Origin of the sequence: Cellvibrio sp. OA-2007, assembly GCF_000953825.1 — a bacterium.
In the GTDB taxonomy this organism is placed as follows: Bacteria; Pseudomonadota; Gammaproteobacteria; order Pseudomonadales; family Cellvibrionaceae; genus Cellvibrio.
In genome coordinates, this window is sequence record NZ_BBUL01000020.1 from 355,683 (window position 1) to 380,481 (window position 24,799).

Annotated in this window: 27 protein-coding genes; 16 read left to right on the forward strand and 11 right to left on the reverse strand. The window is 51.9% G+C overall.

Annotation, left to right across the window (positions count from 1 at the left end):
- The first annotated feature begins 226 nt into the window (after positions 1-226).
- Positions 227-1,627 carry an HDOD domain-containing protein gene (locus tag AWU77_RS01825; protein WP_062058339.1) on the forward strand — a complete coding sequence of 467 codons (1,401 nt, stop codon included), beginning with the start codon at positions 227-229 and terminating at the stop codon, positions 1,625-1,627.
- A gap of 93 nt (positions 1,628-1,720) precedes the next feature.
- Here the strand turns inward: AWU77_RS01825 and AWU77_RS01830 are convergent, their stop codons facing one another.
- Positions 1,721-2,365: a PEP-CTERM sorting domain-containing protein gene (locus AWU77_RS01830; protein WP_062058341.1), complete on the reverse strand. Its 645-nt coding sequence runs from the start codon at positions 2,363-2,365 to the stop codon at positions 1,721-1,723.
- Positions 2,366-2,697: 332 nt separating this feature from the next.
- Between AWU77_RS01830 and mutM the strand changes: the two genes are divergently transcribed.
- Positions 2,698-3,510 carry a bifunctional DNA-formamidopyrimidine glycosylase/DNA-(apurinic or apyrimidinic site) lyase gene (gene mutM / locus AWU77_RS01835; RefSeq protein ID WP_062058343.1) on the forward strand — a complete coding sequence of 271 codons (813 nt, stop codon included), beginning with the start codon at positions 2,698-2,700 and terminating at the stop codon, positions 3,508-3,510.
- Positions 3,511-3,635: 125 nt separating this feature from the next.
- On the opposite strand, the gene coaD is transcribed toward mutM, so the two are convergent.
- Positions 3,636-4,115, reverse strand: a complete 480-nt coding sequence (gene coaD, locus AWU77_RS01840) for a pantetheine-phosphate adenylyltransferase (protein ID WP_062058345.1) — start codon at positions 4,113-4,115, stop codon at positions 3,636-3,638.
- 126 nt (positions 4,116-4,241) lie between these two features.
- Positions 4,242-4,853 carry a 16S rRNA (guanine(966)-N(2))-methyltransferase RsmD gene (gene rsmD, locus AWU77_RS01845; protein WP_062058348.1) on the reverse strand — a complete coding sequence of 204 codons (612 nt, stop codon included), beginning with the start codon at positions 4,851-4,853 and terminating at the stop codon, positions 4,242-4,244.
- 143 nt (positions 4,854-4,996) lie between these two features.
- Here rsmD and ftsY point away from each other — a divergent pair, with 143 nt between their 5' ends.
- The 7 genes from ftsY (at position 4,997) to AWU77_RS01880 (ending at position 11,337) form a co-directional block, all read left to right on the forward strand.
- A complete protein-coding gene (gene ftsY, locus AWU77_RS01850) occupies positions 4,997-6,085 on the forward strand; it encodes a signal recognition particle-docking protein FtsY (RefSeq protein ID WP_375600828.1) in 1,089 nt (362 codons plus the stop codon).
- 56 nt (positions 6,086-6,141) lie between these two features.
- Complete coding sequence (gene ftsE, locus AWU77_RS01855) at positions 6,142-6,810, forward strand: cell division ATP-binding protein FtsE (RefSeq protein WP_062058352.1); 669 nt, start codon at positions 6,142-6,144, stop codon at positions 6,808-6,810.
- On the forward strand, positions 6,807-7,880 hold the full coding sequence (gene ftsX, locus AWU77_RS01860) for a permease-like cell division protein FtsX (protein ID WP_084617901.1): 1,074 nt from the start codon (positions 6,807-6,809) through the stop codon (positions 7,878-7,880). Before ftsE ends, ftsX begins: the two co-directional genes overlap by 4 nt.
- Before the next feature lie 119 nt (positions 7,881-7,999).
- A complete protein-coding gene (gene rpoH / locus AWU77_RS01865; protein ID WP_062058355.1) occupies positions 8,000-8,860 on the forward strand; it encodes an RNA polymerase sigma factor RpoH in 861 nt (286 codons plus the stop codon).
- Positions 8,861-8,951: 91 nt separating this feature from the next.
- The gene (locus tag AWU77_RS01870; RefSeq protein WP_062058358.1) at positions 8,952-9,335 is read left to right on the forward strand and encodes a DUF423 domain-containing protein; all 384 of its coding nucleotides are present in this window, start codon (positions 8,952-8,954) and stop codon (positions 9,333-9,335) included.
- Positions 9,336-9,364: 29 nt separating this feature from the next.
- On the forward strand, positions 9,365-10,111 hold the full coding sequence (trmB, locus tag AWU77_RS01875) for a tRNA (guanosine(46)-N7)-methyltransferase TrmB (RefSeq protein ID WP_202966602.1): 747 nt from the start codon (positions 9,365-9,367) through the stop codon (positions 10,109-10,111).
- Positions 10,112-10,296: 185 nt separating this feature from the next.
- Positions 10,297-11,337, forward strand: a complete 1,041-nt coding sequence (locus AWU77_RS01880) for an OmpA family protein (RefSeq protein ID WP_062058496.1) — start codon at positions 10,297-10,299, stop codon at positions 11,335-11,337.
- A gap of 66 nt (positions 11,338-11,403) precedes the next feature.
- Here the strand turns inward: AWU77_RS01880 and AWU77_RS01885 are convergent, their stop codons facing one another.
- Entirely contained in the window at positions 11,404-12,264 is an 861-nt protein-coding gene (locus AWU77_RS01885; RefSeq protein ID WP_062058361.1) for an SDR family oxidoreductase, read from the reverse strand.
- A 66-nt stretch (positions 12,265-12,330) separates the two neighbouring features.
- Here AWU77_RS01885 and AWU77_RS01890 point away from each other — a divergent pair, with 66 nt between their 5' ends.
- The 6 genes from AWU77_RS01890 to AWU77_RS01915 all read left to right on the forward strand — a co-directional run bounded on the left by AWU77_RS01890 (position 12,331) and on the right by AWU77_RS01915 (position 19,154).
- Complete coding sequence (locus AWU77_RS01890) at positions 12,331-13,245, forward strand: hydrogen peroxide-inducible genes activator (RefSeq protein WP_062058364.1); 915 nt, start codon at positions 12,331-12,333, stop codon at positions 13,243-13,245.
- Between the two features lie 12 nt (positions 13,246-13,257).
- Positions 13,258-15,381 (forward strand): ATP-dependent DNA helicase RecG, encoded by a 2,124-nt coding sequence (gene recG, locus AWU77_RS01895; RefSeq protein ID WP_062058367.1) that lies wholly within the window; start codon positions 13,258-13,260, stop codon positions 15,379-15,381.
- Between the two features lie 279 nt (positions 15,382-15,660).
- Positions 15,661-17,064 carry an HDOD domain-containing protein gene (locus AWU77_RS01900; protein ID WP_062058371.1) on the forward strand — a complete coding sequence of 468 codons (1,404 nt, stop codon included), beginning with the start codon at positions 15,661-15,663 and terminating at the stop codon, positions 17,062-17,064.
- Between the two features lie 128 nt (positions 17,065-17,192).
- Positions 17,193-17,981 carry a fumarylacetoacetate hydrolase family protein gene (locus AWU77_RS01905; RefSeq protein ID WP_062058372.1) on the forward strand — a complete coding sequence of 263 codons (789 nt, stop codon included), beginning with the start codon at positions 17,193-17,195 and terminating at the stop codon, positions 17,979-17,981.
- A 13-nt stretch (positions 17,982-17,994) separates the two neighbouring features.
- Complete coding sequence (locus AWU77_RS01910; protein WP_062058375.1) at positions 17,995-18,405, forward strand: thioesterase family protein; 411 nt, start codon at positions 17,995-17,997, stop codon at positions 18,403-18,405.
- Positions 18,406-18,407: 2 nt separating this feature from the next.
- Positions 18,408-19,154, forward strand: coding sequence for a ZIP family metal transporter (locus tag AWU77_RS01915; protein WP_062058378.1), 747 nt, complete (start codon positions 18,408-18,410; stop codon positions 19,152-19,154).
- 26 nt (positions 19,155-19,180) lie between these two features.
- Here the strand turns inward: AWU77_RS01915 and AWU77_RS01920 are convergent, their stop codons facing one another.
- The 5 genes from AWU77_RS01920 to AWU77_RS01940 all read right to left on the reverse strand — a co-directional run bounded on the left by AWU77_RS01920 (position 19,181) and on the right by AWU77_RS01940 (position 22,609).
- A complete protein-coding gene (locus AWU77_RS01920; protein WP_084617904.1) occupies positions 19,181-20,044 on the reverse strand; it encodes a UDP-2,3-diacylglucosamine diphosphatase in 864 nt (287 codons plus the stop codon).
- Between the two features lie 83 nt (positions 20,045-20,127).
- Positions 20,128-20,361 carry a hypothetical protein gene (locus tag AWU77_RS01925; RefSeq protein ID WP_062058379.1) on the reverse strand — a complete coding sequence of 78 codons (234 nt, stop codon included), beginning with the start codon at positions 20,359-20,361 and terminating at the stop codon, positions 20,128-20,130.
- 164 nt (positions 20,362-20,525) lie between these two features.
- Positions 20,526-21,311 (reverse strand): zinc ABC transporter permease subunit ZnuB, encoded by a 786-nt coding sequence (gene znuB, locus AWU77_RS01930; RefSeq protein WP_062058382.1) that lies wholly within the window; start codon positions 21,309-21,311, stop codon positions 20,526-20,528.
- Positions 21,304-22,107, reverse strand: coding sequence for a zinc ABC transporter ATP-binding protein ZnuC (gene znuC / locus AWU77_RS01935; protein WP_062058384.1), 804 nt, complete (start codon positions 22,105-22,107; stop codon positions 21,304-21,306). The genes znuB and znuC overlap by 8 nt, the downstream gene beginning before the upstream one ends.
- Positions 22,100-22,609, reverse strand: a complete 510-nt coding sequence (locus tag AWU77_RS01940) for a Fur family transcriptional regulator (protein ID WP_062058387.1) — start codon at positions 22,607-22,609, stop codon at positions 22,100-22,102. The genes znuC and AWU77_RS01940 overlap by 8 nt, the downstream gene beginning before the upstream one ends.
- 114 nt (positions 22,610-22,723) lie before the next feature.
- Here AWU77_RS01940 and AWU77_RS01945 point away from each other — a divergent pair, with 114 nt between their 5' ends.
- Positions 22,724-23,632 (forward strand): zinc ABC transporter substrate-binding protein, encoded by a 909-nt coding sequence (locus tag AWU77_RS01945; protein ID WP_062058390.1) that lies wholly within the window; start codon positions 22,724-22,726, stop codon positions 23,630-23,632.
- Here AWU77_RS01945 and AWU77_RS01950 read toward each other — a convergent pair.
- Positions 23,600-23,884 (reverse strand): hypothetical protein, encoded by a 285-nt coding sequence (locus AWU77_RS01950; protein ID WP_062058393.1) that lies wholly within the window; start codon positions 23,882-23,884, stop codon positions 23,600-23,602. The genes AWU77_RS01945 and AWU77_RS01950 overlap by 33 nt on opposite strands.
- 302 nt (positions 23,885-24,186) lie before the next feature.
- Positions 24,187-24,444: a hypothetical protein gene (locus tag AWU77_RS01955; RefSeq protein WP_062058396.1), complete on the reverse strand. Its 258-nt coding sequence runs from the start codon at positions 24,442-24,444 to the stop codon at positions 24,187-24,189.
- Positions 24,445-24,799: the final 355 nt, after the last annotated feature.

Below are 24,799 nucleotides of genomic sequence, written 5' to 3' on the forward strand. Positions count from 1 at the left end.
TGATTCTTGATTGTTGTATTCAATAAAAAACCCGGTCTTTGCGCCGGGTTTTTTATTGCCTGAGATTTGCTTTCGGTTAATAAAAAATAGATCTAAGCGCCAAAACGCAGAATTCAGCGACCTGAACTACACTCAGTCTAATAACAGATAAAAATTGAGTGCTGGCCTTAGCGCCGCAGTCCGATGTTTGTATTTACCTCTAGTCGCGCCAATACAGGTTTCCCCTATGATAGAAATTCGCGGGCTTGAAGCATGGATGACCGCTCTTGCTGAACAAGAATTGCCAACCCTCAATGCAGTGGTGAGGGAGATCTGTGAGCTGAGTGAGAATGAAAAATGCCGTGCGGAAGATTTAACCAAAATTATTTTGCGCGATGCAGATCTCACCTCCAAGGTATTAAAGATCGCCAACTCGGTTCACTACAATCCGTCGTTTGCGTCCATTAAAACGGTCTCGCGCGCGATAGTTCATTTGGGTTTTGACAATCTACGCAACATCACACTTGCCACTACGCTGATTGAAAATTTTTTAAAGGGTAAACCTAAAGCCCTGCTTATTCAGAGCCTTGCGCGGTCGTTTCACGCAGCGGTGCAAGCCAAAGCTATGGTGCCGTTTTTAGACGGTGAAAAAAAGGAACAGATATTTATCGCTGCGCTGCTGCGCAATATCAGTGAGCTTGCCCTTATCTCTACCGGGCGCCCTGTGGTTGAAAAGTTTATCGACGCGCGCGATCAGGATCCGCAAGCCGAGCACAGTTTGGCGCAGGAGTATTTGGGGGTGGATACCAGTTTGTTATCGCGCCATTTAATTAAAGATTGGACGCTCGGCGATCTGCTTAGCGAAGCTTGCGAAAATCATGTGCACTCCAGTGCTGCGGCGCGCGCGGTTAATTTGGGCAACCACATTAGCACCTATATTCATCGAGGTATTAAAAGTGCGGAGATGCAAAAGCTGTGTCAGCAGACCGCTAGCCTGTGCAAAATTTCGTTAGAAGATGCCAAAAAACAAATTTTGATGATGGCTGATGAGGCCTCTGTTATCGCCAAAATTTATGGTGTCGATGTGTTGATTAGTGCGCTGCCTGATCCTGCATTAATTGAAGAAAAAGAAGTGCGGACAGAAAAGCCCGAGTATTTTTTTCAGCAGCAACTTAACTTAATTCATAAAGCGATGTTGGCGGGTGATGATATGCCAAAAATCACCCAGCTGTGTCTTGCTGCCTTGCATGAAGCTGCCGGCCTTGCGCGCATAGCCATTTTGGTGGTCGACCATAAAAGTAAATTGCTAGAGGTGCGTTATGTGGCAGGTAGGGGGACTCACCTATGGCGCCAGAAAATAAAAATTAATCTTGAACAATTGCACAAAGGCGAAATGTTGCATGAATTTTTGCGCAATCAACAACCGCTTTGGTACAAGCCCAGTGTTGCATTACGGGATACTGGCGCGCTGCATATGATGGGTGCCAGCGGGGCAATTTTCCTCGCGCCACTGCTATTAAATAAACGACTGATGGCTATAGCCTATGCCGATGCAGAAACCGGCGCTTTTAGTGCGCGCCAATTTGAAGAGTTTCAGTTGATAGTTAATCAATTGAATTTGATGATGCGCTTTAGTGCAAATAGTTGATGCAAATAACGAGTGCTGATAGCTAGATCAGTACCAAAAAAAACCGCTGCAAAACTGAATTTTGCAGCGGTTTTTTTTGCGGGGGGTGGGGGATTAATCGCGGTGACTGATGCGCACCTGACGACGCGCCAAGGCCAAGCCAACCAATCCCATTAAAAATAACAGTGCTGTGGTTGGTTCAGTTACTGAGACAAGTTTTTTGAAGGCGTGGTTGTCGCTTTCAAAAGCGAAGCCGGTGCTGGCCAAGGTAACGCTATCGTAAGCGCCGGTACCAAAATTAAAGTTAATGTAGCGGTTGGAGCTGTAGCTCAATTGATTGCCATTAGCGAATTGACCGACAATATCGCGACCTGAATAGCTGGCGACCAACGCGTTATTTAAATAAAAGCTAATAAAGTTGTAGCTATCGATTGAACCCCAGAATAGTCCAAAATAATCCGCTGTGGTGCCAAGGGTAAATGTGGCACTTTTAGTGGTGGGCGATGGTTTAGGTACGGTGAGATATTGTGAGTTAACACCCAGTGGTTGGGCATATTTGCCACTTTGGCTGCCGACCACCAAGGCAAAATCGCCGCTGCAGGTGGCATAACCACAGCCGCTATTAAAATCGATAGTTGTCGCACCCGCGACTGAGGTAGTGACCTCACCCACGTTGGATAAAGTAATAATCGGCAGTGCGTGGGCAGCGCCGGTTGCTAGCAGCAGTGGTAGAAGTAACGCGTTAAACAAATTTTTCATTAAGCACTCCAGGGTCAAAACGAGTCGCGCACTAGCGGGACCATAAGCAATTCAAAAACACACAGTATTTGACGCTGACCCGCTAACTCTGGGTTTTCGTCAGTCCAGTTCTTCTCAGCAACATGTAGGCCAATATCGCGCAAAACTGCGAATTGGTTCTCTTTTTTGTGTGACGCATGTCACATTTAATATTCTAGTTGGAATTTTGAGGATTTCCATGCCAAGCGAAGAAAATTTAGTGTCATTTTGTAGATAATTGCGCCAAAAGTGATGATTTAGGTCTATCAGCTCTTTAGCATGTAATCTTTAGTGATAAAAAAATAGGAAAAATCATGCCCGAGTTACCCGAAGTCGAAACAACCCTGCGCGGTATTGCGCCTCACCTGATTGGGCAAAAAGTGACGGAGATTGTCATTCGTCAGCCGCGTTTGCGCTGGCCGATAAGTGCAGAGTTGGCCGGGTTGATTGCTGGGCGGCGTTTGCTTGGTGTGGCACGGCGCGGTAAGTACCTGCTGTTGGATTTTGGCAATGGCCATGCACTGATTCACTTGGGCATGTCGGGCAGTTTGCGTATCGCCAAGGCGGATGAGCCGCCGTCATTTCACGACCATTTTGATCTGGTGTTTGGCCAGCGGGTGCTGCGCTATTGCGATCCACGCCGTTTTGGCTGTTTGCTGTGGGTAGCTGGTGAGCCAGAGTTGCATAAGCTGCTGGTGGATTTGGGGCCGGAGCCGCTGACTGATAGCTTCACAGCAGATTATTTATATGAGCGAACCCGCAAGCGTACACAGGCGATCAAGCAGTTCATTATGGACAGTAAAATCGTGGTGGGGGTGGGCAACATCTACGCCAATGAATCGCTGTTTATGGCGGGTATCAAGCCCATCCGCAAAGCCGGATCGCTAACGCGCAAAAATTGTGAAGATCTGGTGCGCGATATCAAGTTTGTATTGCAGCGCTCGATTGATCAGGGCGGGACTACCTTGCGCGATTTTGTCGGCGGCGATGGCAAACCCGGCTATTTCAAACAGCAGCTACTGGTTTACGGGCGCGGTGGCGAACCCTGTACCCTGTGCAAAAAACCGCTCAAAGAAGTGCGCATGAGTGATCGCACTACGGTCTATTGTGTGGCTTGTCAGAAATAGTCTGATGTTTCAGTCGTCACTCCCGCGTGCGGGAATCCAGCTTTTGATGTTGCGTTAGACCTATGGATCCCCGCTGCGCGAGGATGACGACTCTTAGATAGGGGAAGGTGTGCAGTCAGTGTAGGTTATTTGCTGAATTTACGTTTCAGTGCCGCTTCTACGGGCGCGGCGACAAACTTGCTCACATCGCCACCCAGAAAGGCAATCTCGCGCACAATAGAAGAAGAAATATAAGAAAGATGTTCGGCCGGGGTGAGGAAGATGCTCTCCATGGTCGGCGCCAGCGCGCGATTCATATTGGCCAATTGGAACTCATATTCAAAGTCCGATACGGCGCGCAGACCGCGCAATACCGCCTGCGCCTTTTGTTGGCGGACAAAATCTACCAGCAAAATATCGAACCCGCAGACCGTTACATTGGGTATATGAGCCAGGGTTTCTTGCGCCAGAGCAACGCGCTCATCCAGTGTGAAAAGTGGATTTTTGCGCGTGCTTGCCGCCACCGCCAGTATCACATTGTCAAATAAGCGACAGGCGCGCTCGACCAAATCGATATGGCCGTTGGTGATGGGGTCAAAAGTACCTGGGTAGACCACTGTGCGCATAGATGTATTCCGTGGAGGGTGCCGGTCGGCGGGGGGCGCATGGTACAAAATTCACTGGCGAGTGACCAGTTAAGATATTCGCATGCAATTTTCTTTCGCTAAACAGTGTAGTTCTTATTTAGCTGTTCAGCGCTTGTCCTGCTGGTGACGATAATACAAGCGGTAACTGACTTGCCCGGCCTGTTTGTCGCGGTGCAGTTGCCAGTTGGCCGGTAGTTGTAACTGGGCATCGCGCGGCGCTTCAAGGTAGATAACCGCAGCCTCGCTAAGCCAATGCCCCGTTTCAAGCGCCGCGGCGATTGCGCCCCACAAATCCAGCGCAAATGGCGGGTCGATAAACACTATGTCGAACTGCTGTGTGGGCGGCTGGCGGTTTAACCAAGCGAGGCTATCGACTTGTTCGACCTTGCCATGGCTCGCCTGTAATAGCTGCAGGTTACTTTTTAGCTGTTGCGCGGCGAGTGGGTGTTTCTCCAGCAGCCAGCTGGATTCAGCCCCGCGCGATAAAGCCTCCAGCCCCAAAGCGCCCGAGCCAGCAAACAAGTCCAAGCAGTGCGCACCCTGAATATCCGGCGCCAGCCAGTTAAATAAGGTCTCGCGAATGCGGTCGCCGGTCGGGCGCAGACCATCCACATCGGGAAAGCTGAGTTTGCGCCCGCGCCACTGGCCGCCGATGATGCGCAATTGGTTGCTGGCTTTGGGGTTTTTAACGCTTGTTTTTACGACAGGTTTGGACAAGGCATTTCTCTATGAATAGAACAGAAGTGGTAGGATAGCGGCTTTGTTGAATTTGCAGAATCACTAATCTGCATGCGCGCCGCGCCGACTAATCGTTAACCGCTCTTTAGCTCACACCCCAGACCAACATTATGTTTTTTAATCTGTTTAAAAAATCTGAAAAGCCCGATAGCACCACACCTGCTGCCGATGAGCTGCCCGTCGCCATTGTAGAGGCTGAAACTACCACTGCTGAAGCAGCGGTGGAGGAGCCAGCTGCTGCGGTAGCGCCAGTAGCAGTAGCGCCTGAGGCACCAGCGAAACTCGGCTTTTTTGCCCGTATCAAACAGGGCTTAAGCCGCACCAGCAGCCACTTTGCCGAAGGTTTGGGCAATCTGTTTCTCGGCCGTAAAACCATCGATGACGAGCTGTTTGAAGAGCTGGAAACCCAGCTGCTGGTGGCCGATGTGGGCATGGAGGCAACAACGGAAATTATCGATAGCCTCACCAGCCGCGTCGCGCGCAAACAGCTCAACGATGTTGATGCACTCTACCAAGCCCTGCGTGAACAGCTCACCGATTTGCTGCGCCCGGTGGAAAAACCATTGCTTATCGATAGCAGCAAACAGCCCTATGTGATTCTGGTGGTGGGTGTAAATGGCGTGGGTAAAACCACCACCATCGGCAAACTCGCCAAGCGCCTGCAAAATGAAGGTAAAAAAGTCATGCTCGCGGCGGGGGATACATTCCGCGCGGCGGCGGTCGAACAACTGCAAGTCTGGGGTGAGCGCAACAATGTGCCGGTGATCGCCCAGCATACCGGTGCCGATTCTGCCTCGGTTATTTATGACGCATTGCAAGCGGCTAAAGCGCGGGGTATTGATGTGATCATCGCCGATACCGCCGGTCGCCTGCACAATAAAAACCATTTAATGGATGAGTTGTCCAAGGTCAAGCGCGTGATGGCCAAGGTCGATGGCTCAGCGCCCCATGAAGTCTTGTTGGTACTGGATGCAGGCACTGGCCAAAATGCGGTCAATCAAACCGAAACCTTCCGCGATGCCGCTGGCGTGACCGGTTTGGTGCTGACCAAGTTGGATGGCACCGCCAAAGGCGGAGTGATTTTTGCGCTGAGTAAAAAGTTTGCACTGCCGGTACGGTTTATCGGCGTGGGTGAAGCGATTGATGATTTGCAGCCGTTTGCGGCGGAACCGTTTATCAAGGCACTGTTTAATCAGGCCGATGTCAGTTAGGCAACGATTAATTAACCAGGCTGACACATCTTAAATAGTTAAAAACAGGGTTTGTTGTGATTCGATTTGAAACCGTAAGCAAACGTTACGATACCGGCTACGAAGCTTTGGCGCGGGTGGACTTTGAAGTGGAGTCGGGCGAAATGCTGTTCCTCACCGGCCACTCGGGCGCCGGTAAAAGTACGCTGATGAAACTCATTCTGCTGATGGAGCAGCCGTCTAACGGCCATGTCTTTGTTGATGGCCATCATTTGGCGCGTATGCCCAAAAGCCAGCTGCCCTACTTTCGCCGCAATATAGGTGTGGTGTTTCAGAATCACCAGCTGCTGTTTGATCGCACTGTGTACGACAACGTCGCGCTGCCGCTGCAAGTGGCCGGTTATCCTCACCAAGAAATTGGCAAGCGGGTACGCGCCGCCTTGGACAAGGTGGATTTGCTCGACAAGGAGCGCACCAATCCTATGGCCTTGTCTGGCGGTGAGCAGCAGCGGGTGGGCATCGCCCGCGCCGTGGTGAACAAACCTACGTTATTACTTGCCGATGAACCCACCGGCAACCTCGATCCGGAATTATCCAACGAAATCATGACCTTATTCCGCCAGTTCAACGAAGTTGGCACCACGGTAATGATCGCCACCCACGATGTGGAACTGCTCAAACGCATGAACAAACGGGTGCTGGGCTTGGTGCAAGGCAAACTGGTTCATGACGGGGTGCTCTGGTGAAATCGAATCGTCCCTCCAAACCGGAGCGCCGCCCAAATCGTATGGGTGCCAGTGCGACTCCGCGCAACGACCGCCCGCGTCGCGAAGTGCCGCCGCGCGCTGAAAACATCCGCCAACAAGGTGCAGTACAAAGCCAAATGTCCTGGCGCGATAAGTTTGACGCCTGGAGTGCGCACCACAGCAACTCGGCCATCGAAAGCCTGCTGCGCATGCTGGGTACACCGCTGCAAAGCCTGATGACCTGGCTGGTCATTGCGATTGCTATCGCCCTGCCTGCCGCTTTGTTTGTCGTCTTTAATAATGTGCAGCAGATTGGCCAGAGCTGGCAGGATTCCAGCCAGATCTCGGTGTTTCTGAAAAAGGATGCCACCGCTAATCAGGCGCAAGATTTACGTGGTCGCTGGGCGCAGCGGCCGGATGTGGCACAGGCAACTTATATCTCGCCCGAGCAGGCGCTGGAAGAATTTAAACTGGGCTCGGGGCTGGGTGAACTGGCTAATCAGCTCGATGAAAACCCGCTGCCGGCGGTCATTCTGATCAAACCTAAAATCGGCGGCAATGCACCCGATGCCTTAACGTCTCTGCAACAGGCGCTAGTGGCTGACCGGCTGGTGGCCGATGTGCGTCTGGATATGCTCTGGGTTAAACGTTTGCATCAGTTTATTACGGTGGCCGAGCGCTTTGTGGTCGCCTTGGCCGGTTTGTTGGCTTTGGGGGTGTTGTTGGTGATTGGCAATACCATCCGCATGGCGATCGAAAATCGCCGCGATGAAATAGTGGTAGTCAAGTTGGTTGGCGCTACCGATGCCTATGTGCGTCGCCCCTTTCTGTATACCGGGCTTTGGTTTGGCGTGGGTGGTGGAATACTGGCCGCGATCCTGTTGGCGATAGGATTTTGGTGGTTATCGGCGCCAGTTGCCCAGCTCGCTGATCTGTATCAAAGTAGTTTTCGTTTACAGGGTTTAGGTTTTATTGAGAGCCTGCAATTAATCCTATTGGCGGGTTTTACCGGTTTGGCGGGCGCTTGGATCGCAGTGGCGCGACATTTGTATCAGATTCAGCCGCGTTGATTGATCCTTTTTATCGTGCCAATAGAAGGTGCAACATCCGCGTAAAGTGAACTTTTTGGGTGCTAGCGAAACCAATAAGCGGGTGATACACTCGGGCAATATTGAAATTGGAGGTAAACATGAGCACAAGCACAAGTCTGCAACCCATCGGCATTCTCGCCCCCGGTGCAAACCTGAATGCCTATGTTCAGGCGGTCAGCAGCTTCTCTATTCTCACTGTTGAGGAAGAGCAAGAGTTGGCGCGCGATTTGGTCACCAATGGCAATCTCGATGCAGCCCGTAAATTGGTTATGGCGCATTTGCGCTTTGTGGTACATATCGCCCGCTCTTACAACGGTTATGGTCTGCCGCTGGGCGATTTGGTACAAGAAGGCAATGTCGGCCTGATGAAAGCCGTTAAACGTTTCGACCCGGATAAGGGTGTGCGTTTGGTGTCATTTGCGGTGCATTGGATCAAAGCCGAAATTCACGAATTTATCCTGAAAAACTGGCGTATCGTCAAAATCGCCACCACCAAAGCCCAGCGTAAGCTGTTCTTTAATCTGCGCGGCGCTAAAAAGCGTTTGGCTTGGCTGAGCAACGATGAGGCCCATGCTGTTGCGGCAGATTTGGGGGTGGATGTTAAACAAGTGCGCGAAATGGAAGGCCGTTTAGCCTCTTATGACGCGGGTTTTGATGCAGGTGAAGACGACGAAGACGATGGTTATGTCGCACCGGCGCATTACCTCGAAGACAACCGCTACGACCCTGCGGTGCGTTTGGAAGAGTCCAATTGGGAAGAATCCAACGTCAATAGTTTGGAAAAGGCGCTGGATAAACTTGATGACCGCAGCCGTGTCATATTGCAGCGCCGCTGGTTAAATGACGACAAAGCGACCCTGCACGATTTGGCCGCTGAGTACGGTGTTTCTGCTGAGCGCATTCGCCAGTTGGAAAAAAATGCCATGAATAAAGTCAAAACTATGATGCTGGAAGCCTGATCTTCTTACTGACTAGCATGTACAAAAGCCGCGCTTAGCGCGGCTTTTTTATTATCTGCCCATTTATAAATGCATTGTTAAAGGTGTTATCGTGGCGCGACTTTTTTTGATAATCGCCGCTGTTAGCGGCTTTTTTGCGGTTGTTATCGGCGCATTCGCTGCACATGGCTTGAAAAAACTGCTCGCTCCGGAAATGCTGGATGTGGTGAAAACCGGCGTGCAGTACCAGATGTATCACGCGCTGGCACTGTTGCTGGTAGGTCTGTGGCTCAGTTATAAACCTGACACATCAGGGTTAAAAGCAAGCGGCTTAGCCTTTATACTGGGCACCCTGTTATTCAGTGGCAGCCTCTACGCGCTGGCCATGGGCGCGCCGCGCTGGTTGGGGCCGGTGACACCGCTGGGCGGCCTGTGTTTTTTGCTCGGTTGGTTGTTTTTATTGAATGCCGCATGGCGCGCTAAACCCGCCGACTGATTTCTTTTACTTCATGATCTGTATCCCATATGTCTGAATTACCTGAGTTAACGCCGGATCTTGAGTCGGGCGAAGCAGGGTTTCTTATCAAACCCGAATTTAAACCCAAGTCGATCCGCAGTTTTGTGATTCGCGCCGGGCGTATTACCGTTGGCCAAAAGAATGCGTTTGATACCTGGTGGCCGGTGTTTGGCTTAAGCCTTTTTAACGGGATGATCGACCCGGAGCAGGTTTTTGGCCGCAAGGCGCCGCTGGTATTGGAAATTGGTTTTGGCATGGGCGATTCGCTGCTGGAGATGGCGCGCAATGAGCCGGATAAAAACTTTATTGGTATTGAAGTGCATCCACCCGGTGTGGGGCGTTTGATTAATGTAGCGGGGCTGGAGAAGCTAACCAATTTGCGCGTGTATATGGCCGATGCCATGGATGTGCTGGAAGATTGTATTCCCGATGGTGCTATCGACCGGTTGCAGTTGTATTTCCCCGACCCTTGGCACAAGAAAAAACATCACAAGCGCCGCATACTCCAGTCAGCCTTTGTTCAGAAACTTCGCCCTAAGATAGCCGCCGGCGGAATGTTCCACATGGCGACTGACTGGCAGGCTTACGCTGAACACATGTTAGAAGTGATGAGTACTGCGCCAGGGTTTACTACAGAGTTTACCGAAACTGGCTATGCCCCGCGGCCAGATTATCGCCCGATTACCAAGTTTGAAAAACGCGGCGAACGCCTTGGTCATGGCGTGTGGGATTTACTGTACAAAAAAACACCGTAAATTGGCATAAATTGCTTTAATTTGTTAATGTAACCAGCTGAAAATAATCATGAAATGGAGTTCAGTGGGCAATCAATTTTGAGATCGTTAATGATCGATATGTTTTACTATTTTTAGAATGTAATCAATCGAGGGAATCAGATTGTCTTTGGAACCTCGCTATCTTCTACGGAGAACAAATGGCTATGAAACACACACACTTACTCGCTTTATCAGCTGCTATTGCGGCTGTCATTTCAACCGGCGCCAGCGCTGATAATCACAAAGTAGAAATTCACGCTGATGTTGGCCGTACTTTTTTTGACGAGCCTTTAGAAGATGCCAACAACTGGGGTATGGGCGTAGGTTTTGCCCTGACTGAAAATTGGATGTTGGATTTGGTTGCCAGCCGTTGGGACAGTGAAACCCAATCGGGCGCAGTTGATGTAGATGGCACCCAATACCGTATGGATATGCTGTATCACATCAATACTGAGAGCGCATGGCGCCCCTATGTTGCCTTTGGTGTAGGCGATCAAAAGCGTGAATTCAATGCCAAGTCACCTTCTTCAGAGCGCGACACGCTGCTCAACTTGGGTGCTGGTATCAAGCGCAGCCTTGGCGATAACTGGCAGTTCCGCACTGATGTGCGCGCATTCAATAGCCTCGACAATGAATATACTGATCTTGCGGTAACCGCAGGTATTGGTTACGCATTTGGCAAAACCTCAAGCCCTGCTCCTGCGCCAGCCCCAGTTGCTGCGCCAGTAGAGTTGGATAGCGATGGTGATGGTGTACTTGACTCTAAAGACCAGTGCCCAGACACCCCTAAAGTGAACAAGGTAGATGACGTTGGCTGTACGTTGAAGTTGACTGAAACTGTAGCGATCAAGTTAAACATCACTTTCGATTCAGCCAAGTCAATTATCAAGCCTGAGTTTGAAAGTGAAGTAGCCAACTTGGCCACTTTCATGAATCAATACGCTGATACTGTGGTGACTGTTGAAGGCCATACTGACAGCCAAGGTTCTGAAGTTTATAACCAAAAACTGTCGCAAAGCCGTGCTGATGCAGTGAAAGCTGCTTTGATTACCAAATACGGTATTGGTGCTGATCGTGTGAAGGCAATTGGTTACGGTGAAGCTAAGCCGATTGCGGACAATATGTACGCGCCAGGCCGTGAGCAAAACCGTCGTGTAGTAGGTCAGGTTTCTACCAAAGTGACTACTATCGAAAAACGCAATTAATCTTCGGATAGTTGCTGAATAACCCGGCCATCGCGCCGGGTTTTTTATGGCTGCCGAATAGGGCAGTTATTGCTTGCTGAGCAGTGTTGCATAGCCGCTGCGAAAATCCGGATGGCAAAAGCGATACCCTGATGCCAGTAGTCGCTGGTTGCTAATCCGTTTATTGCCGCGCTCATTAACTGCATCCGCTGCTAGAAAATCCTCAGCTCCCAGCTGCTCAGCTATCCAACTCACCACCTCTATCATAGGGGTGGGCGATGAGTCGCTGGCGAGATAAAGCGAATCCAGCGTTTGCTGTTTGCTCTGCTCAATGAAATGAGCCAGCACACCCGCGCAGTCATCCGCATGAATACGATTGGTGAAATGCGGGCTGGCCGAGGCGCGTTGTTGTGCGACTTGGTCGATCAAGCGGCGTCTACCAGGGCCGTAAATTCCGCTAAAACGCAGGATGATATGGGCATAGCCGCTTTGCACGATCAGCTGTTCCGCTTCCAAGAGACGTTTGCCGCTAAAACCTTCCGGTGTGGTGGGCGATGTTTCATCTACCCAGCTGCCATCTTGCTGCCCATAGACGGCGGTGCTGGAGACAAACAGGATCAGGCGTGGCTTCTGTTGCTGTAAATCCAAGGCCTGCAGAAGCACTTGGCAGCTGTCCACATAGGCCTGTTTATAGCCTGCATCGCTTCGCTCCCCGGGTGTCATGCTGATAACGATGATGTTAAATTCTTCTGCTAACAGCGAGCGCATTTGCTCGAGATTGGTGGCATCACCTGAGCGATAGTGTAAGTAGGGTAAGTGATCACATACCGAGCGGCGCAGCCCGGTGACTTGATAGCCAAATGGGTGCAATTGCAGTGCGAGGCGCTGGCCAATATCGCCACAGCCGATAATCAGGCATTTTTCTGGTGAAGATAGGTTAATTGTCATTTGATAAATGCCTTATATCTGATAGTTTTAGGCTATTCATAAAAGCCAAGCTAATGGAGCTGCATTATGACCCTTACCGAGTTGCGCTATATAGTCACACTTGCTCAAGAACAACATTTTGGCCGCGCGGCGGATCGCTGTTATGTGAGCCAGCCCACCCTGAGTATCGCGGTCAAAAAACTGGAAGACGAGCTGGGGGTAGCCTTGTTTGAGCGCACCAAGTCTCGCGTGCAGCCAACCCCCTTGGGTGAGCAGATTGTGGCGCAGGCGCATTTGGTGCTGGAGCAAACGGCGGCGATTAAAGATCTGGCCGACGCAGGTAAAGACCAGCTCAGTAGTCCCTTATCGGTGGGGGCGATTTTTACTATAGGGCCTTATCTGCTGCCGAAGTTTATCCCTCATTTACAGCAGTTGGCGAGCAAAATGCCGCTCTACGTGGAAGAGGGCTACACTCACAATCTGCGCAAAAAACTGCGCAATGGCGAGTTGGATGTGATTATCGTCGCGTTGCCCTTTGTGGAGCCGGATGTGGTGACCCAAGCGCTGTATGAAGAACCCTTTGTGGTGCTTATGCCGAAAGATCACCCCCTCGCCGCCAAAGAGCAGGTAGATCAAGCGGATCTCAGTCATGAGCAGCTGCTGTTGCTGGGTGAGGGGCACTGCTTCCGCGATCAGGTGTTAACCACTTGCCCCAGTGTGCAGCATGCCAGCGAAGCCAGTGCCAACAGCAGCAATGTGCGCACCGCCGCTGAAGGCAGTTCGCTGGAAACCCTGCGCCATATGGTTGCCTCTGGTTTGGGCTTGACCATTTTGCCCGCCTCGGCTGCCGAGAGTTCGCTCTACAGTTCAGATGTATTGGTCACTCGCCCCTTTACCGAACCATCGCCCAGCCGTACCGTCGCGCTCGCATGGCGCGCCAGCTTCCCGCGCCATAAGGCGATAGATGCATTGCGCACGGCGATTAAAGCCTGTCGACACTAATTACGACGGGTAATGTCTACCTTGGCAGTTGCTGGTGAGAAAACCCTCAATCAAATCCCCGCTAGCGCCTTAAAGGGTGTTGGTGCGGCTTTGGCTGCTAAATTGGCGAAAATCGGCCTATTTAGCCTGCAAGATGTGCTGTTACATCTTCCTCTGCGCTATATGGATCGCACCCGTATTACCGCGATTGGCGCGCTGCAACCCAATATGAATGCGGTGATTGAGGCGGAAGTGCGCGCCTGCGATGTGGTGTTTGGCAAGCGCCGCAGCTTGGTGTGCAAGGTGCAGGATGGCACAGGTACGATTACGCTGCGGTTCTATCACTTTAACAATGCGCAAAAGCAGCGTTTGGTGAGTGGCACACGGCTGCGGATTTTTGGCGAAACCCGCCGTGGTGCCTCGGGTTTGGAAATGTATCACCCCGAATACGATGAGTTGAGTACCGCCGCGCCGCTGCCACTGGAGCAATCGCTCACGCCGATTTACCCCGCCACCGAAGGGCTAACCCAGCCGCGTATGCGTTCGCTTGCACTGCAGGCGCTGACCTGGCTCGATAAACACGCGCTGCAAGAGCTGCTGCCGGAGCGTGTGCGCCGCCAACTCAAACAATCCTCCCTCGCCGATGCCCTGCGCTACCTGCACCAACCGCCGACTAACGCCAATATCCAGCAATTAATGGATGGGGAGCATCCCTACCAGCAGCGTTTGGCGTTTGAAGAGTTACTCGCCCATCACCTGAGCTTGCTGTTACTGCGCCGCGAAACCCAAGCAGATGGCGCTACTCGCCTGAATTTGGATGAGGGTTTGCAAGCGCGCTTTTTGGCGCAACTGGGGTTTAACCTGACCCGCGCCCAGCGCCGTGTTGTGGATGAAATTGCCGCCGATCTGGCCAAGCCGATTCCCATGTTGCGGCTGGTGCAGGGCGATGTGGGTTCCGGCAAAACCGTGGTGGCGGCGCTGGCGGCATTGGCGGCAGTTGCCAGCGGCAAACAGGCGGCGATTATGGCGCCGACCGAAATCCTTGCCGAGCAGCACCGCCTTAACTTTGGCAAATGGCTGGAGCCGCTGGGCATTAGCCTCGGTTGGCTCACCGGCAAGTTAAAAGTGGCCGAGCGGCGCACCCAGTTGGCGGCTATCGCCAGCGGCGCGGCGCAAGTGGTGGTGGGCACCCATGCACTGTTTCAAGAGTCGGTGGAGTTTGCCAATTTGGGGTTGATAGTGATCGATGAACAGCACCGTTTTGGTGTGCATCAGCGGCTAACCCTATCGGAAAAAGGCACAAGTGGGGATGAAAATCGGCGATTTGGCCTGCTTCGCCCCCACCAATTGATTATGACCGCCACGCCTATCCCACGCACCTTGGCGATGAGTGCTTATGCGGATTTGGACTGCTCGGTGATCGATGAATTGCCACCGGGGCGAACGCCGATTACGACGGTAGTGATCAGTGATAACCGCCGCGAAGAGGTGATTGAGCGGGTGCGTTTGGCCTGTGAGCAGGGGAGGCAAGCTTACTGGGTGTGTACGCTCATCGAAGAGTCGGAAACTCTGGAGGCGCAGGCGGCGGAGGCAACTGCAGCGAATCTCACCGAATCCCTGCCGCATCTGCGCATCGGGCTGATTCACGGCCGTTTGAAACCGGCGGAAAAAGAAGCGGTGATGGCATCCTTCAAAGCCAACGAGCTGGATTTACTGGTCGCCACCACAGTGATTGAAGTGGGGGTGGATGTACCCAATGCCAGTTTGATGATTATCGAAAACCCCGAGCGCCTTGGCCTTGCGCAATTGCACCAGCTGCGCGGGCGGGTCGGGCGGGGGTCGGCGGCGAGTCACTGTGTGTTGCTGTATGGTTCGCCGCTATCGAATAACAGCCGTGAGCGGCTACGAGTAATGCGTGAAAGTAGCGACGGCTTTTATATCGCCGAGCAGGATTTACTGCTGCGCGGCCCCGGCGAGGTGCTGGGCACCCGTCAAACCGGTGAAATGCAATTCAAAATCGCCGATTTGCAGCGCGACAGCCATTTATTGCCCGATGTAAAAGATGCCGCGCTGTTGTTGATGAGTGATTACCCTCAACTTTGCAACCAGCTGGTACTGCGCTGGTTGGGTGATAGTCAGCGATATTTGCAGGTGTAGTGGTTGGATTGATACGGCTGTGGCGGTTGTTTTTGCATTGAGATGAGAACTGCTCCAATTTTTAGCCGGGTTATTTTTATCTTCTTTCATATTGATCTGTGCACCCTTAAATTTGAACTATGCTTGGATAGATCCTGTGCTGGGAAACCATGACTGCAGTCGTGATCTGATTCGGCCAAATATGATTTTTTTGCTGGATTACACACATCGAACTAAGATGTTTAGAGTCATTTAACCCTATGCATATCAACCACTTGCAGATATTAAGAGGAGTAGGCCGTGTCAGTCCCTACCAGTGTTCAATCATTGCTCAACAAGCAAAATGTGCATTATCAGGTGTCTGAGGTGCCAGTGACTGAGGATGAAAGAGCGCTTTGGCATGACCAGCATTTACGTACTATGAGCGCAGCCAAATCAGTTATTTTGCAGGACAGTACAGGGCGAGTGCAGGTGATTTTTGCCGCGGACCGATTGCTTGATCTCAAAGCAGTCAACCGACAATTGAACCGCGAGCTACACGCCGCCAAGCCAGAAGATATTCAAAAATTCTGTGTCTCCCACAATCTGCAATCCATTCCTGCATTACCTAAACTGGCGGGCTTGCTGACGCTGATTGACCGCAGTTTGGTTGAGCGCAATGAGTTGCTGGCAGATTCGGGCGATGAAAAACAACTGCTGCGCTTCAGTCGCGCTGAGTTTCAGCAAATTATTGATGACGCGACTATTTGCGATATAGCCGTACCACTCGAACCACTGGAGGTGGACGATACCAGTACCAGTGATAACGACCAGATTCTCGGCGCAGTGCGCAATTTCACCCAGCTGCGAATAAAGCAGCGCTTGGAAGAAACCCTTGAATTACCGCCTTTGTCGGACACTGCTCAGCGCATTATCAAGCTGCGGGTAAATCCGAATGCCGATATCAGTGATCTCGCTCAAATTGTTGAAACCGACCCCAGCCTTGCCGCGCAAGTCGTGAGTTGGGCGGCATCACCCTACTATTCTGCGCCGGGCAAAATCAAATCCATTCACGATGCCATAGTGCGGGTGCTGGGCTTTGATATGGTGCTCAATTTGGCGCTGGGTTTGTCGCTCGGCAAAGCCATGACCATCCCCAAAGAAGGCCCTCATGGTTCGCTACCTTACTGGCAGCAAGCGGTGTATATGGCGGCGACTATTGAAGGTTTGGTGACGGCAATTCCCCGCGATCATCGCCCCAGTTTCGGCATGGCCTATCTGTGTGGCTTGCTGCATAACTTTGGCTATCTGATTTTGGCGGAAGTGTTTCCACCTTATTTCCACAACTACTGCCAATTGGCAGACACCAATCCCCATGTTGATCATCAGGCGGTGGAACGCCATCTGCTCGGTGTCACTCGCGAGCAATTGGGTGCTGCCTTGATGTCGCTTTGGTCTATGCCGGAAGAAGTGGTGGTGGGTCTTCGCCACCAAAATAACCCGCATTACCAGGGGGAAAACGCGGTTTATGCCAAGCTTATTTTTGTCGCCCAGCGGTTGCTGCACCAACACGATATTGGCCGTGGTCCGAAACTGGCGATTCCTCCGCAAGTATTTGAAGATCTGCATCTGGACCCGGAAAAGGCCTATACCACGGTGGCGAATATTATTGAGTCGAGCGATGATCTCAAACATATCGCCCACGAGTTGTCGCCACATCATTAATGTGGGTTAGTAAAGCTGGATTTCACGGTAACCAAAACCCCTTCCGAGGGGTTTTTTGTTGTTAGTGTCAGCGATTTTTTTACCGGTATACTGCCGGTTATTCCCCCTTAGCGAGAGAGTGATTGTTTATGTCTTCAGATTTCCCTGCATCAGCTGCGGCTGCCATTTTGGTTGAGCGTCGTATCAATGGCATTCAGTCCGAGCGTTTGCCCGACACTTGTCGGCCCCAAAATTTAGCGCAAGCGCTGGCGATTCAAGCTGCGGTTACTGCGCATTGGTGTGAGCAGATGGATGACACAGTTGGCGGATGGAAATGCCTGCAGCCGCCCGAGGATAAGTTGATTGTTGGCCCCATATACACCCGCACGATTGATTCTGTCGCACCGGTAAGTCTCTGGCCAAAGGGCGACCGCGCTCGTATTGAGCCGGAACTGGCCTTTATCTTTGGCAGTGATTTGCCCCCGCGTGCAGAGCCTTACACCCCGGCTGATGTCGATGCCGCTATCGCCCGTACTCATATGGCGCTGGAGTTGATCAATAGCCGCTATGCCGATCCAGCCAGCTGCGAGTTCCCGGAAATGCTGGCCGATGGCTTGGTCAATCAGGGTTTGTTTATCGGCCCGGAAGTGGATGCGGAAAATGCCCGTGGCGCGAGTAGTTTTACGATTACTATGACCTGTGCCAATGGCGAAGTTATTGAGCGTCAGGGGCAGCACCCCAATACTCATCCACGTGCACCGCTCTATTGGTTGGCGGAATTCTTGCGCAGCCGGGGCGAGGGTATAGTCGCTGGGCAGGCGGTGATTACCGGTTCCTATGCTGGTGTGATCGAGGTGCCACTCAATACCAATATCCACATTGACTACGCTGGTTTAGGTAGCATGCAAGTAAGTTTTAACCCTAAATCTGCCGCTTAAGGAGTAGCAATCAATGAATCACGACGAATCATCGCCATTTTATTCCTGTGAGATCCCGGTTCGCTGGGGCGATATGGACGCCTATGGCCATATCAATAACACGCTTTACTTTCGCTATTTTGAAGAGGCGCGATTCAAGTGGATGCTCGATAAAGGCCTCCCCCTCAAAAGCGATACTCACCCGGTGGTCGTCACGATTGGCTGTACTTTTTTACGCCCGATTTTTCATCCGGAGACCCTGCGTATCGATGTGTTTATCAGCGAGCCAGGGCGCTCCAGTTTTATGGTCAAGTACAAGGTTTACACCTTGTCCCAACCAGAAATGCCCGCGGCAGAGGGTTACTCTAAAGTGGTCTGGGTGAGCAGTGCCGATGGTAAATCGGTACCCTTGCCCGATCCGGTGCGCGCCTGGTTTGACGTTTAACTATGCCTGTTTGGCTGCAAGCGGGGTCTTGGGGGTTTGTGGTTGCCAGTGCGCTGCTACTGGGCTCGGCCTTGGGGTGGTTTATTCGCTTTCCACCGAGAGCCGTAGCCTATGTGATGGCGTTTGGCAGCGGTGTATTACTGGCAGCGCTCAGTTTTGATTTGGTGGGTGATGCACTTGAGGAAGCCGAACTGAGCTGGGTAGCCGGCGGATTTTTGGCTGGAGCAATTGCTTTTTCACTCATTAATTACCGGCTCAATAGCTACAGCGTTAAACATCGCAAGCGCTCCCGCCATCAGCAAGTTACTGAGAATAACAACGGTATGGCGATTGCCGCGGGCACTTTACTTGATGGTGTTCCCGAGTCTATGGCTATTGGGTTGTTGGTCGCCAGCGGTGGCCAGCTTAGCTGGGCTACTATTGCCGCAATTTTTATATCGAATATTCCCGAAGCGCTTTCCAGTACTGCCGGTATGCGCCGCGCTGGCCGATCCGGTTGGTTTATGGTGCGCCTTTGGGGGGGAATGGCCTTGCTTTCCGGGGTATTTGCCATCATTGGCGCAGTATTTTTTGGCAGCGCACCAGATCATATTAGAGCACTGATTACCTGTGTTGCCGCCGGTGGAATTTTTGCCATGGTGGTTGAGACGATGATTCCCGAAGCATTTGCAGAAACCCATGAATTATCCGGTTTGATTGCAGCTACCGGTTTTATTATTGCAGTTGCTATGCAGGTATTAGACGTTTGATGTGGGCTGCCCCCTGCTTCCCCGGATTAAGCTGTTTGCAATAAAGGTTGTTCCAACTCTTGCCAATAAATTTTGTCGCTGTGATGCAGCAGGCGCATATGGCCTTGATGATCCTCTACTAGCGCGGTGCAGTTTTCGATCCAATCGCCGCAGTTGGCGTAGCGCAAGCCGCCTTCTTCACGCAGTGCCGGGTAGTGAATATGCCCGCACACAACGCCGTCATAACCGCGCCGCTTAGCTTCAGCCAAGGCTTCTTTTTCATAAGTGGCGATGGCAGCTTTGGCGCCTTTGATATTGCTTTTAATCAATCCCGCCAGTGAAAAGTAAGGTTTACCCATCAACTTGCGCAGGCGATCAGACCAGCGGTTAATAAATAACAGCAGTTCATAGCCGTGGTCGCCAATAACCCGCGTTAACCAGCTGTGATTGATGTAGGCGTCCATGGCATCGCCGTGCATGATCAGCAGGCGCTTGCCATCGGCGGTGACATATTCGTGTTCCTGCGCTATCTCAATCGGGCCAAATAATTGGCCGCTAAAATGGCGGATGGGCTCGTCGTGGTTGCCGGGTACATAGACAACACGCACGCCTTTGGCGGCCAGTTCGTAAAATTTCAGCATCACTTGATAATGTTTTTGCGGCCAGCAGAAACGGCGTTTGAGCGACCATAAATCCACAATATCGCCCACTAAATAGAGTGTGTCGCAGTGGATGTGGTTGAGAAAGTCGAGCAAATAATCCGCTTTGCAATCGCGAAAGCCCAAATGGATATCCGAGATCCATACAGTGCGCGCGTTAATCAAATGACGGGTGGGTTTGGGGGTGGGTAAATCGCCGCTGTTGGCGAGTTCAGGCAAGGGCGCAGTGAGGGGGCGGGCCGAATAAGTCATAGTGCGTTTCCATGGCTGTTTCACCGCAGTTTGCGGTGAACATGTGACGAAAACACAACATTTTGATGAACTTTGGGTGACAACTAGCCCGCTTGTTGAGCAATATTTGTAGTGCTGGGTTGCTCGTGTACCAGCCAATTTAAGACTGCCTGGCGGCTTTCCAGCATTTCTTTGTAAGTGTGCAGTACTACTGGGTTGGGGTTGAGCTGTTGTTGCAAGTGCTCAATACGAGCCATTAAAAAGTTGATGTCATTCTGCACTTTCTCAGCAACTTCCGTGCTGTTAAAAGCCTCGTTACCAATGTTTAAAATAGTCATGATGGCGTGTTCCTTGCTGATTTTGCCGCCAAGCTTTGTCTTTGTGTCAGGGCGGGATGTTGGACAGTATCGCTGAATAGTCAATGTGAAAACAGTCGCATTTGTCGCTAAAGCTTGTGAGACATTGCCCACAAGGCCATAACCCTACTGGTGCAAAACCGGTCTTAGGCCTGCTGTTTTTTCAATAGAGTCAGGCTGAATAGCAGGGTGGATGAGAGCACAATCGCCGGCCCGGCGGGGCTGTCCCACCAATAGGATGCCGCCAATCCGGCCAGTACCGCGATCATGCCGAGCAGGCTGGATACTATCGCCATCTGTTCCGGTGTGTGGGTCAGGCGGCGGCTGGCGGCGGCGGGAATAATTAGCAGCGCAGTAATCAGCAATACCCCAACTACCTTCATCGCAATCGCAATCACCAACGCCATCAGCAGCATCAGTGCGGTGCGCACCCGCGTCACCGGCACTCCTTCTACCTGTGCCAGCTCCTCGTGTACGGTAATCGCCAACAGTGGCCGCCAGAGCCAGATCAGCGCAACAATCACCGCGACCGCAATGACCCAAATACTCATCACATCGGTTTGGCTGACCGAGAGAATATCGCCAAACAAATAGGCCATTAGGTCGATGCGATTGTCGCTGAACACGCTGACGCAGATCAGCCCGAGCGCGAGCGTTGAATGAGACAAAATCCCCAGCAATGTATCGGTCGCCAGAAAGCGGTTGTTTTGCAGTGCCACCAGAATCAGCGCCAGCAGCAGGCAACCGATTGCGATAGCGAGGTTGAGGTTGATGTCCAGCAACAGGCCAAAGGTCACACCGAGCAGAGCCGAGTGGGCGAGGGTATCGCCAAAATAGGCCATGCGGCGCCAGACCGCAAAAGCGCCGAGAGGGCCGGCGACCAGTGCCACGGCGATTCCAGCGAGCAGGGCGAGGAGTAAAAAATCAGGCATGGTGGTGTCCGCAAGAGCCGTCGTGCTGATGTTCATGGCTGCCGGGTTTGGCTTTGATTACATTGCCATGGGCATCGTGTTGGTGGTCGTGGTGATGGGTATAAATCGCCACCTGCGGCGGATTGCTTGCGCCGACTGCCTCGCCAAACAGGGCGAGATAGGCGGGATCATTGGTCACCTGTTCCGGGTGGCCTTCGCAGCAGACATGTTGGTTAAGGCAGATCACTGTGTCGGTGGTTGCCATCACCAAGTGCAAGTCGTGGGATACCAATAACACCCCACATTGGCGGCGATTACGGATCTCGTTAATCAGGGCATAAAGCGCCGACTGCCCTGTTATATCTACCCCTTGCACAGGTTCATCCAATACCAGTAACTGTGGGTCGCGCAGCAGCGCACGCGCCAGTAATACGCGCTGGGTTTCGCCGCCGGAGAGGGATTGCATCGGCATATGGATCAGCTTATCGATGCCGGTCAGCGCCAGGGTTTCGCTCAAATCCGCGCGCGCCTTGCCACCGAGTGCAAGAAAGCGCGCGACGGTGAGCGGCAGGCTGGCATCGATATGCAGCTTTTGCGGCATATAGCCGATGCGCAAATCCGGCGCTTTTTCGATGGTTCCTTCATCAACTTTGATCAAACCCAGCACCGCGCGCACCAGTGTGGTTTTACCGGCGCCATTGGGGCCGATCAGGGTGACAATCTTGCCGGCCTGCAGGGTTAAATCGGCGCGCTGCAAAATCTGGCGGCCATTGCGGGTTACACCCAAGCCGCGGGCATTAATCAAAAAATCACTCATGGCGATGCTCGCTGTGTTCGGTGTTGCCAGCGCAGTTGGCGCATAAACCAGAGACTTCCAGCGATTGGGTTTCCACTGCAAAACCTGCATCCCGTGCGACGCCGATGATCTGTTGGCTGAGCTCCGGTTGATTCAGTTCAATGGCGATGCCGCAGGCGCGGCAAATCAAAAAATGGCTCTGGTGTTTGGTGGTCGGCGAAGGGCAGCCGATAAACGCATTCAGCACGTTGATGCGATGGATCAAGCCCTGCTCCAGCAAGAAGTCCAACGCGCGATACACAGTGGGCGGTGCGACCCGGCGGGTATTGGCTTTGGCCAGCATCTCCATCAGCGTATAGGCGCCGAGCGGCTTGTGGTTTTGCCAGATCAGCTCTAGCACCTGCAGGCGCAAATCGGTCAGGCGCACACCGCGCCCCAGGCACAGCTGGCGGGCGGCTTCGAGTGCATCACTGATGCAGTGGTTGTGATCGTGATGGCTACAGGCTATGGGGGTATGTTCCATATATTACTCAGGCTAAACGCACAGGATTCAGGCAGCGAAAGGGCGCTGTAAATTGGCGGCTATGTTACTCTATAACCTATCATCTGGCATGGTTTTCACGGGATCGGTTTGGGTATGGGGTATTGCAGTGTTTCTGTTCGGTGCGGCTTGCTGCTCGGTTTGGCGTTTGCCTTGGCGCTACCGGCGCAGGCTAAGTTGCAAGTGTTGGCGAGCATCAAACCGCTGGCGCTAATCGCGCAGGAAGTGGTGGGCGATCAAGCTGATGTGATTACTTTATTGCCGATTACCGCGTCGCCCCATGATTATCCGCTCAAAATGTCGGATCACCGCAATTTGCGCAACGCCGATCTGGTGTTGTGGATCGGCCCGGAGATGGAAAGTTTTCTCGCCCGCCCGCTGGGCAATCTGCCTGTGGAGAAGGTCATCACTAGTTACCAGCTGCCGGGATTGAATTGGCCTGCAATAGAGCAGGATGACGATCACCATCACACTAATCATGCTCACACCGATAAAGACCCGCATTTGTGGCTCGATCCACGCAATGCGGTGGTGATTGCCCGGGCATTAGCGACACGTTTAGCGCAGTTGCAACCACAATCGGCGGTGAAGTTTCAGGCGAATGCGCAGCGTTTTGCGCTCTCTGTGCAAGCCTTGGATAAACAACTTGCAGCGCAACTAAACCCGGTAAAAACGGTGGGTTTTGCGGTCTACCATGAAGGTTATGGCCATTTTGTCGGGCGCTATGGTTTGCATCAGGTTGCTTATGTGACTTACACACCGGAGCGTCGCCCGGGTGCAAAACACCTGAAGGAGTTGCGGGAAGTGCTAGCTAATGAGGGAAGGTGCCTGTTTATGGAACCCCACTACAAGGTGCAAGGTTTGGAGGGGATGGTCACCACATTGAATTTAGGTATTGGTTTGCTGGATCCCATTGGCGATCAACAGGTATCCAGCTATCAACAGTTGTTACAGCAGCTCAGCCAGAGTTTTTTAACCTGCCTTGCGGATCGGCGAGATCACTGAGGCATAGAACGGTTTGCGCATACTTACATCGCGCGCTTCCAGAGCATCCAGCTGACGCTTGTTTAGCTCCATCACAAATGAATCATAGTAGCGGCCTATATCTCTATCGGCTGATGCGCCTGCCTCCCGCAACAGTGTCAACATCCCCTCTTGCGTTGCCATGCGGTGACGCATTCCGGTTTTGTGATAAACACAGCTCGCGAGTTGTTGCATGCGAAAAATTGCGGTTTGGGAAAATATTAGGGTGTCCATTGACATCCTCCAGTGCGTTAAAGAGCTGTTGAGCGAAGTTGTTTAAAGATGCTGGCGGTAAATCAGCCTCTTAATTCGATTCTAGGTCAAAAAATAAACGCAGCGAGGGACTCTGGCGCCAAGTCAAAGCAAATTGCAAATTTGTGACTAGTACAAAAAAAGAGCCCCGCAGTGACCAAACAAAAAGTTATAAGGTCAAGTGCAGGGCTAATACACGAGGAGAAAATAAGGGAGATAGTCCAATCAAAACAACAGCTTAAAGAAAGCTCACTGAAGCGGAGACTAACCGCTTCAGCTACAACTTAAAGGGCGAATTCTTGTGCAATCTTGGCTTCCAGTTGCTGCTCGAGTTTGCTATTAGCCTTCTCGTTCAGTATTTCGGTCTTGTTAGCCAATTCTTCCGTAATGCGTGCTTCTACATCTTCCTGGGTTTCAACCCAAACTGTCTTAACGCCTACATCGGCGACAGCCAGGGTCAATTCGGTATTAGTAGCCTCATCAGCAAATGCGCCGGTGGCGGTCAGTATCAGGGTTGCAAATATCAGTGCGGTCTTTTTCATCGTGGGTTCCTCCGATGGTTTTTAAATCCAGTTGCCTTTTGAGCAACCTTTTTTGTCTTGGGTTAGGTTTACTAGGTACCAAATCAACTTGGGTAGGCTTAATTTGTTACCTTATGTAACGCATGGTAACAGAGTTTTTTAATTTGCCTAGCCCCCAGTACACTTTTTAACTATTTAAATTAGCTAAATGTGAATAAATACCGAAGCTTAGCGGTAAAAGGTGATTTTTATTCGAGATATGGCGCCTGGTAACACCTTCTGTGGAAGGTAACACTTTTGGCTTCAATGAGCGATGTATCGTTACCCATCTTGCTGAGGAATCAGGGTTGCGGCTCGGTGAAGATGTCTTTGGTGT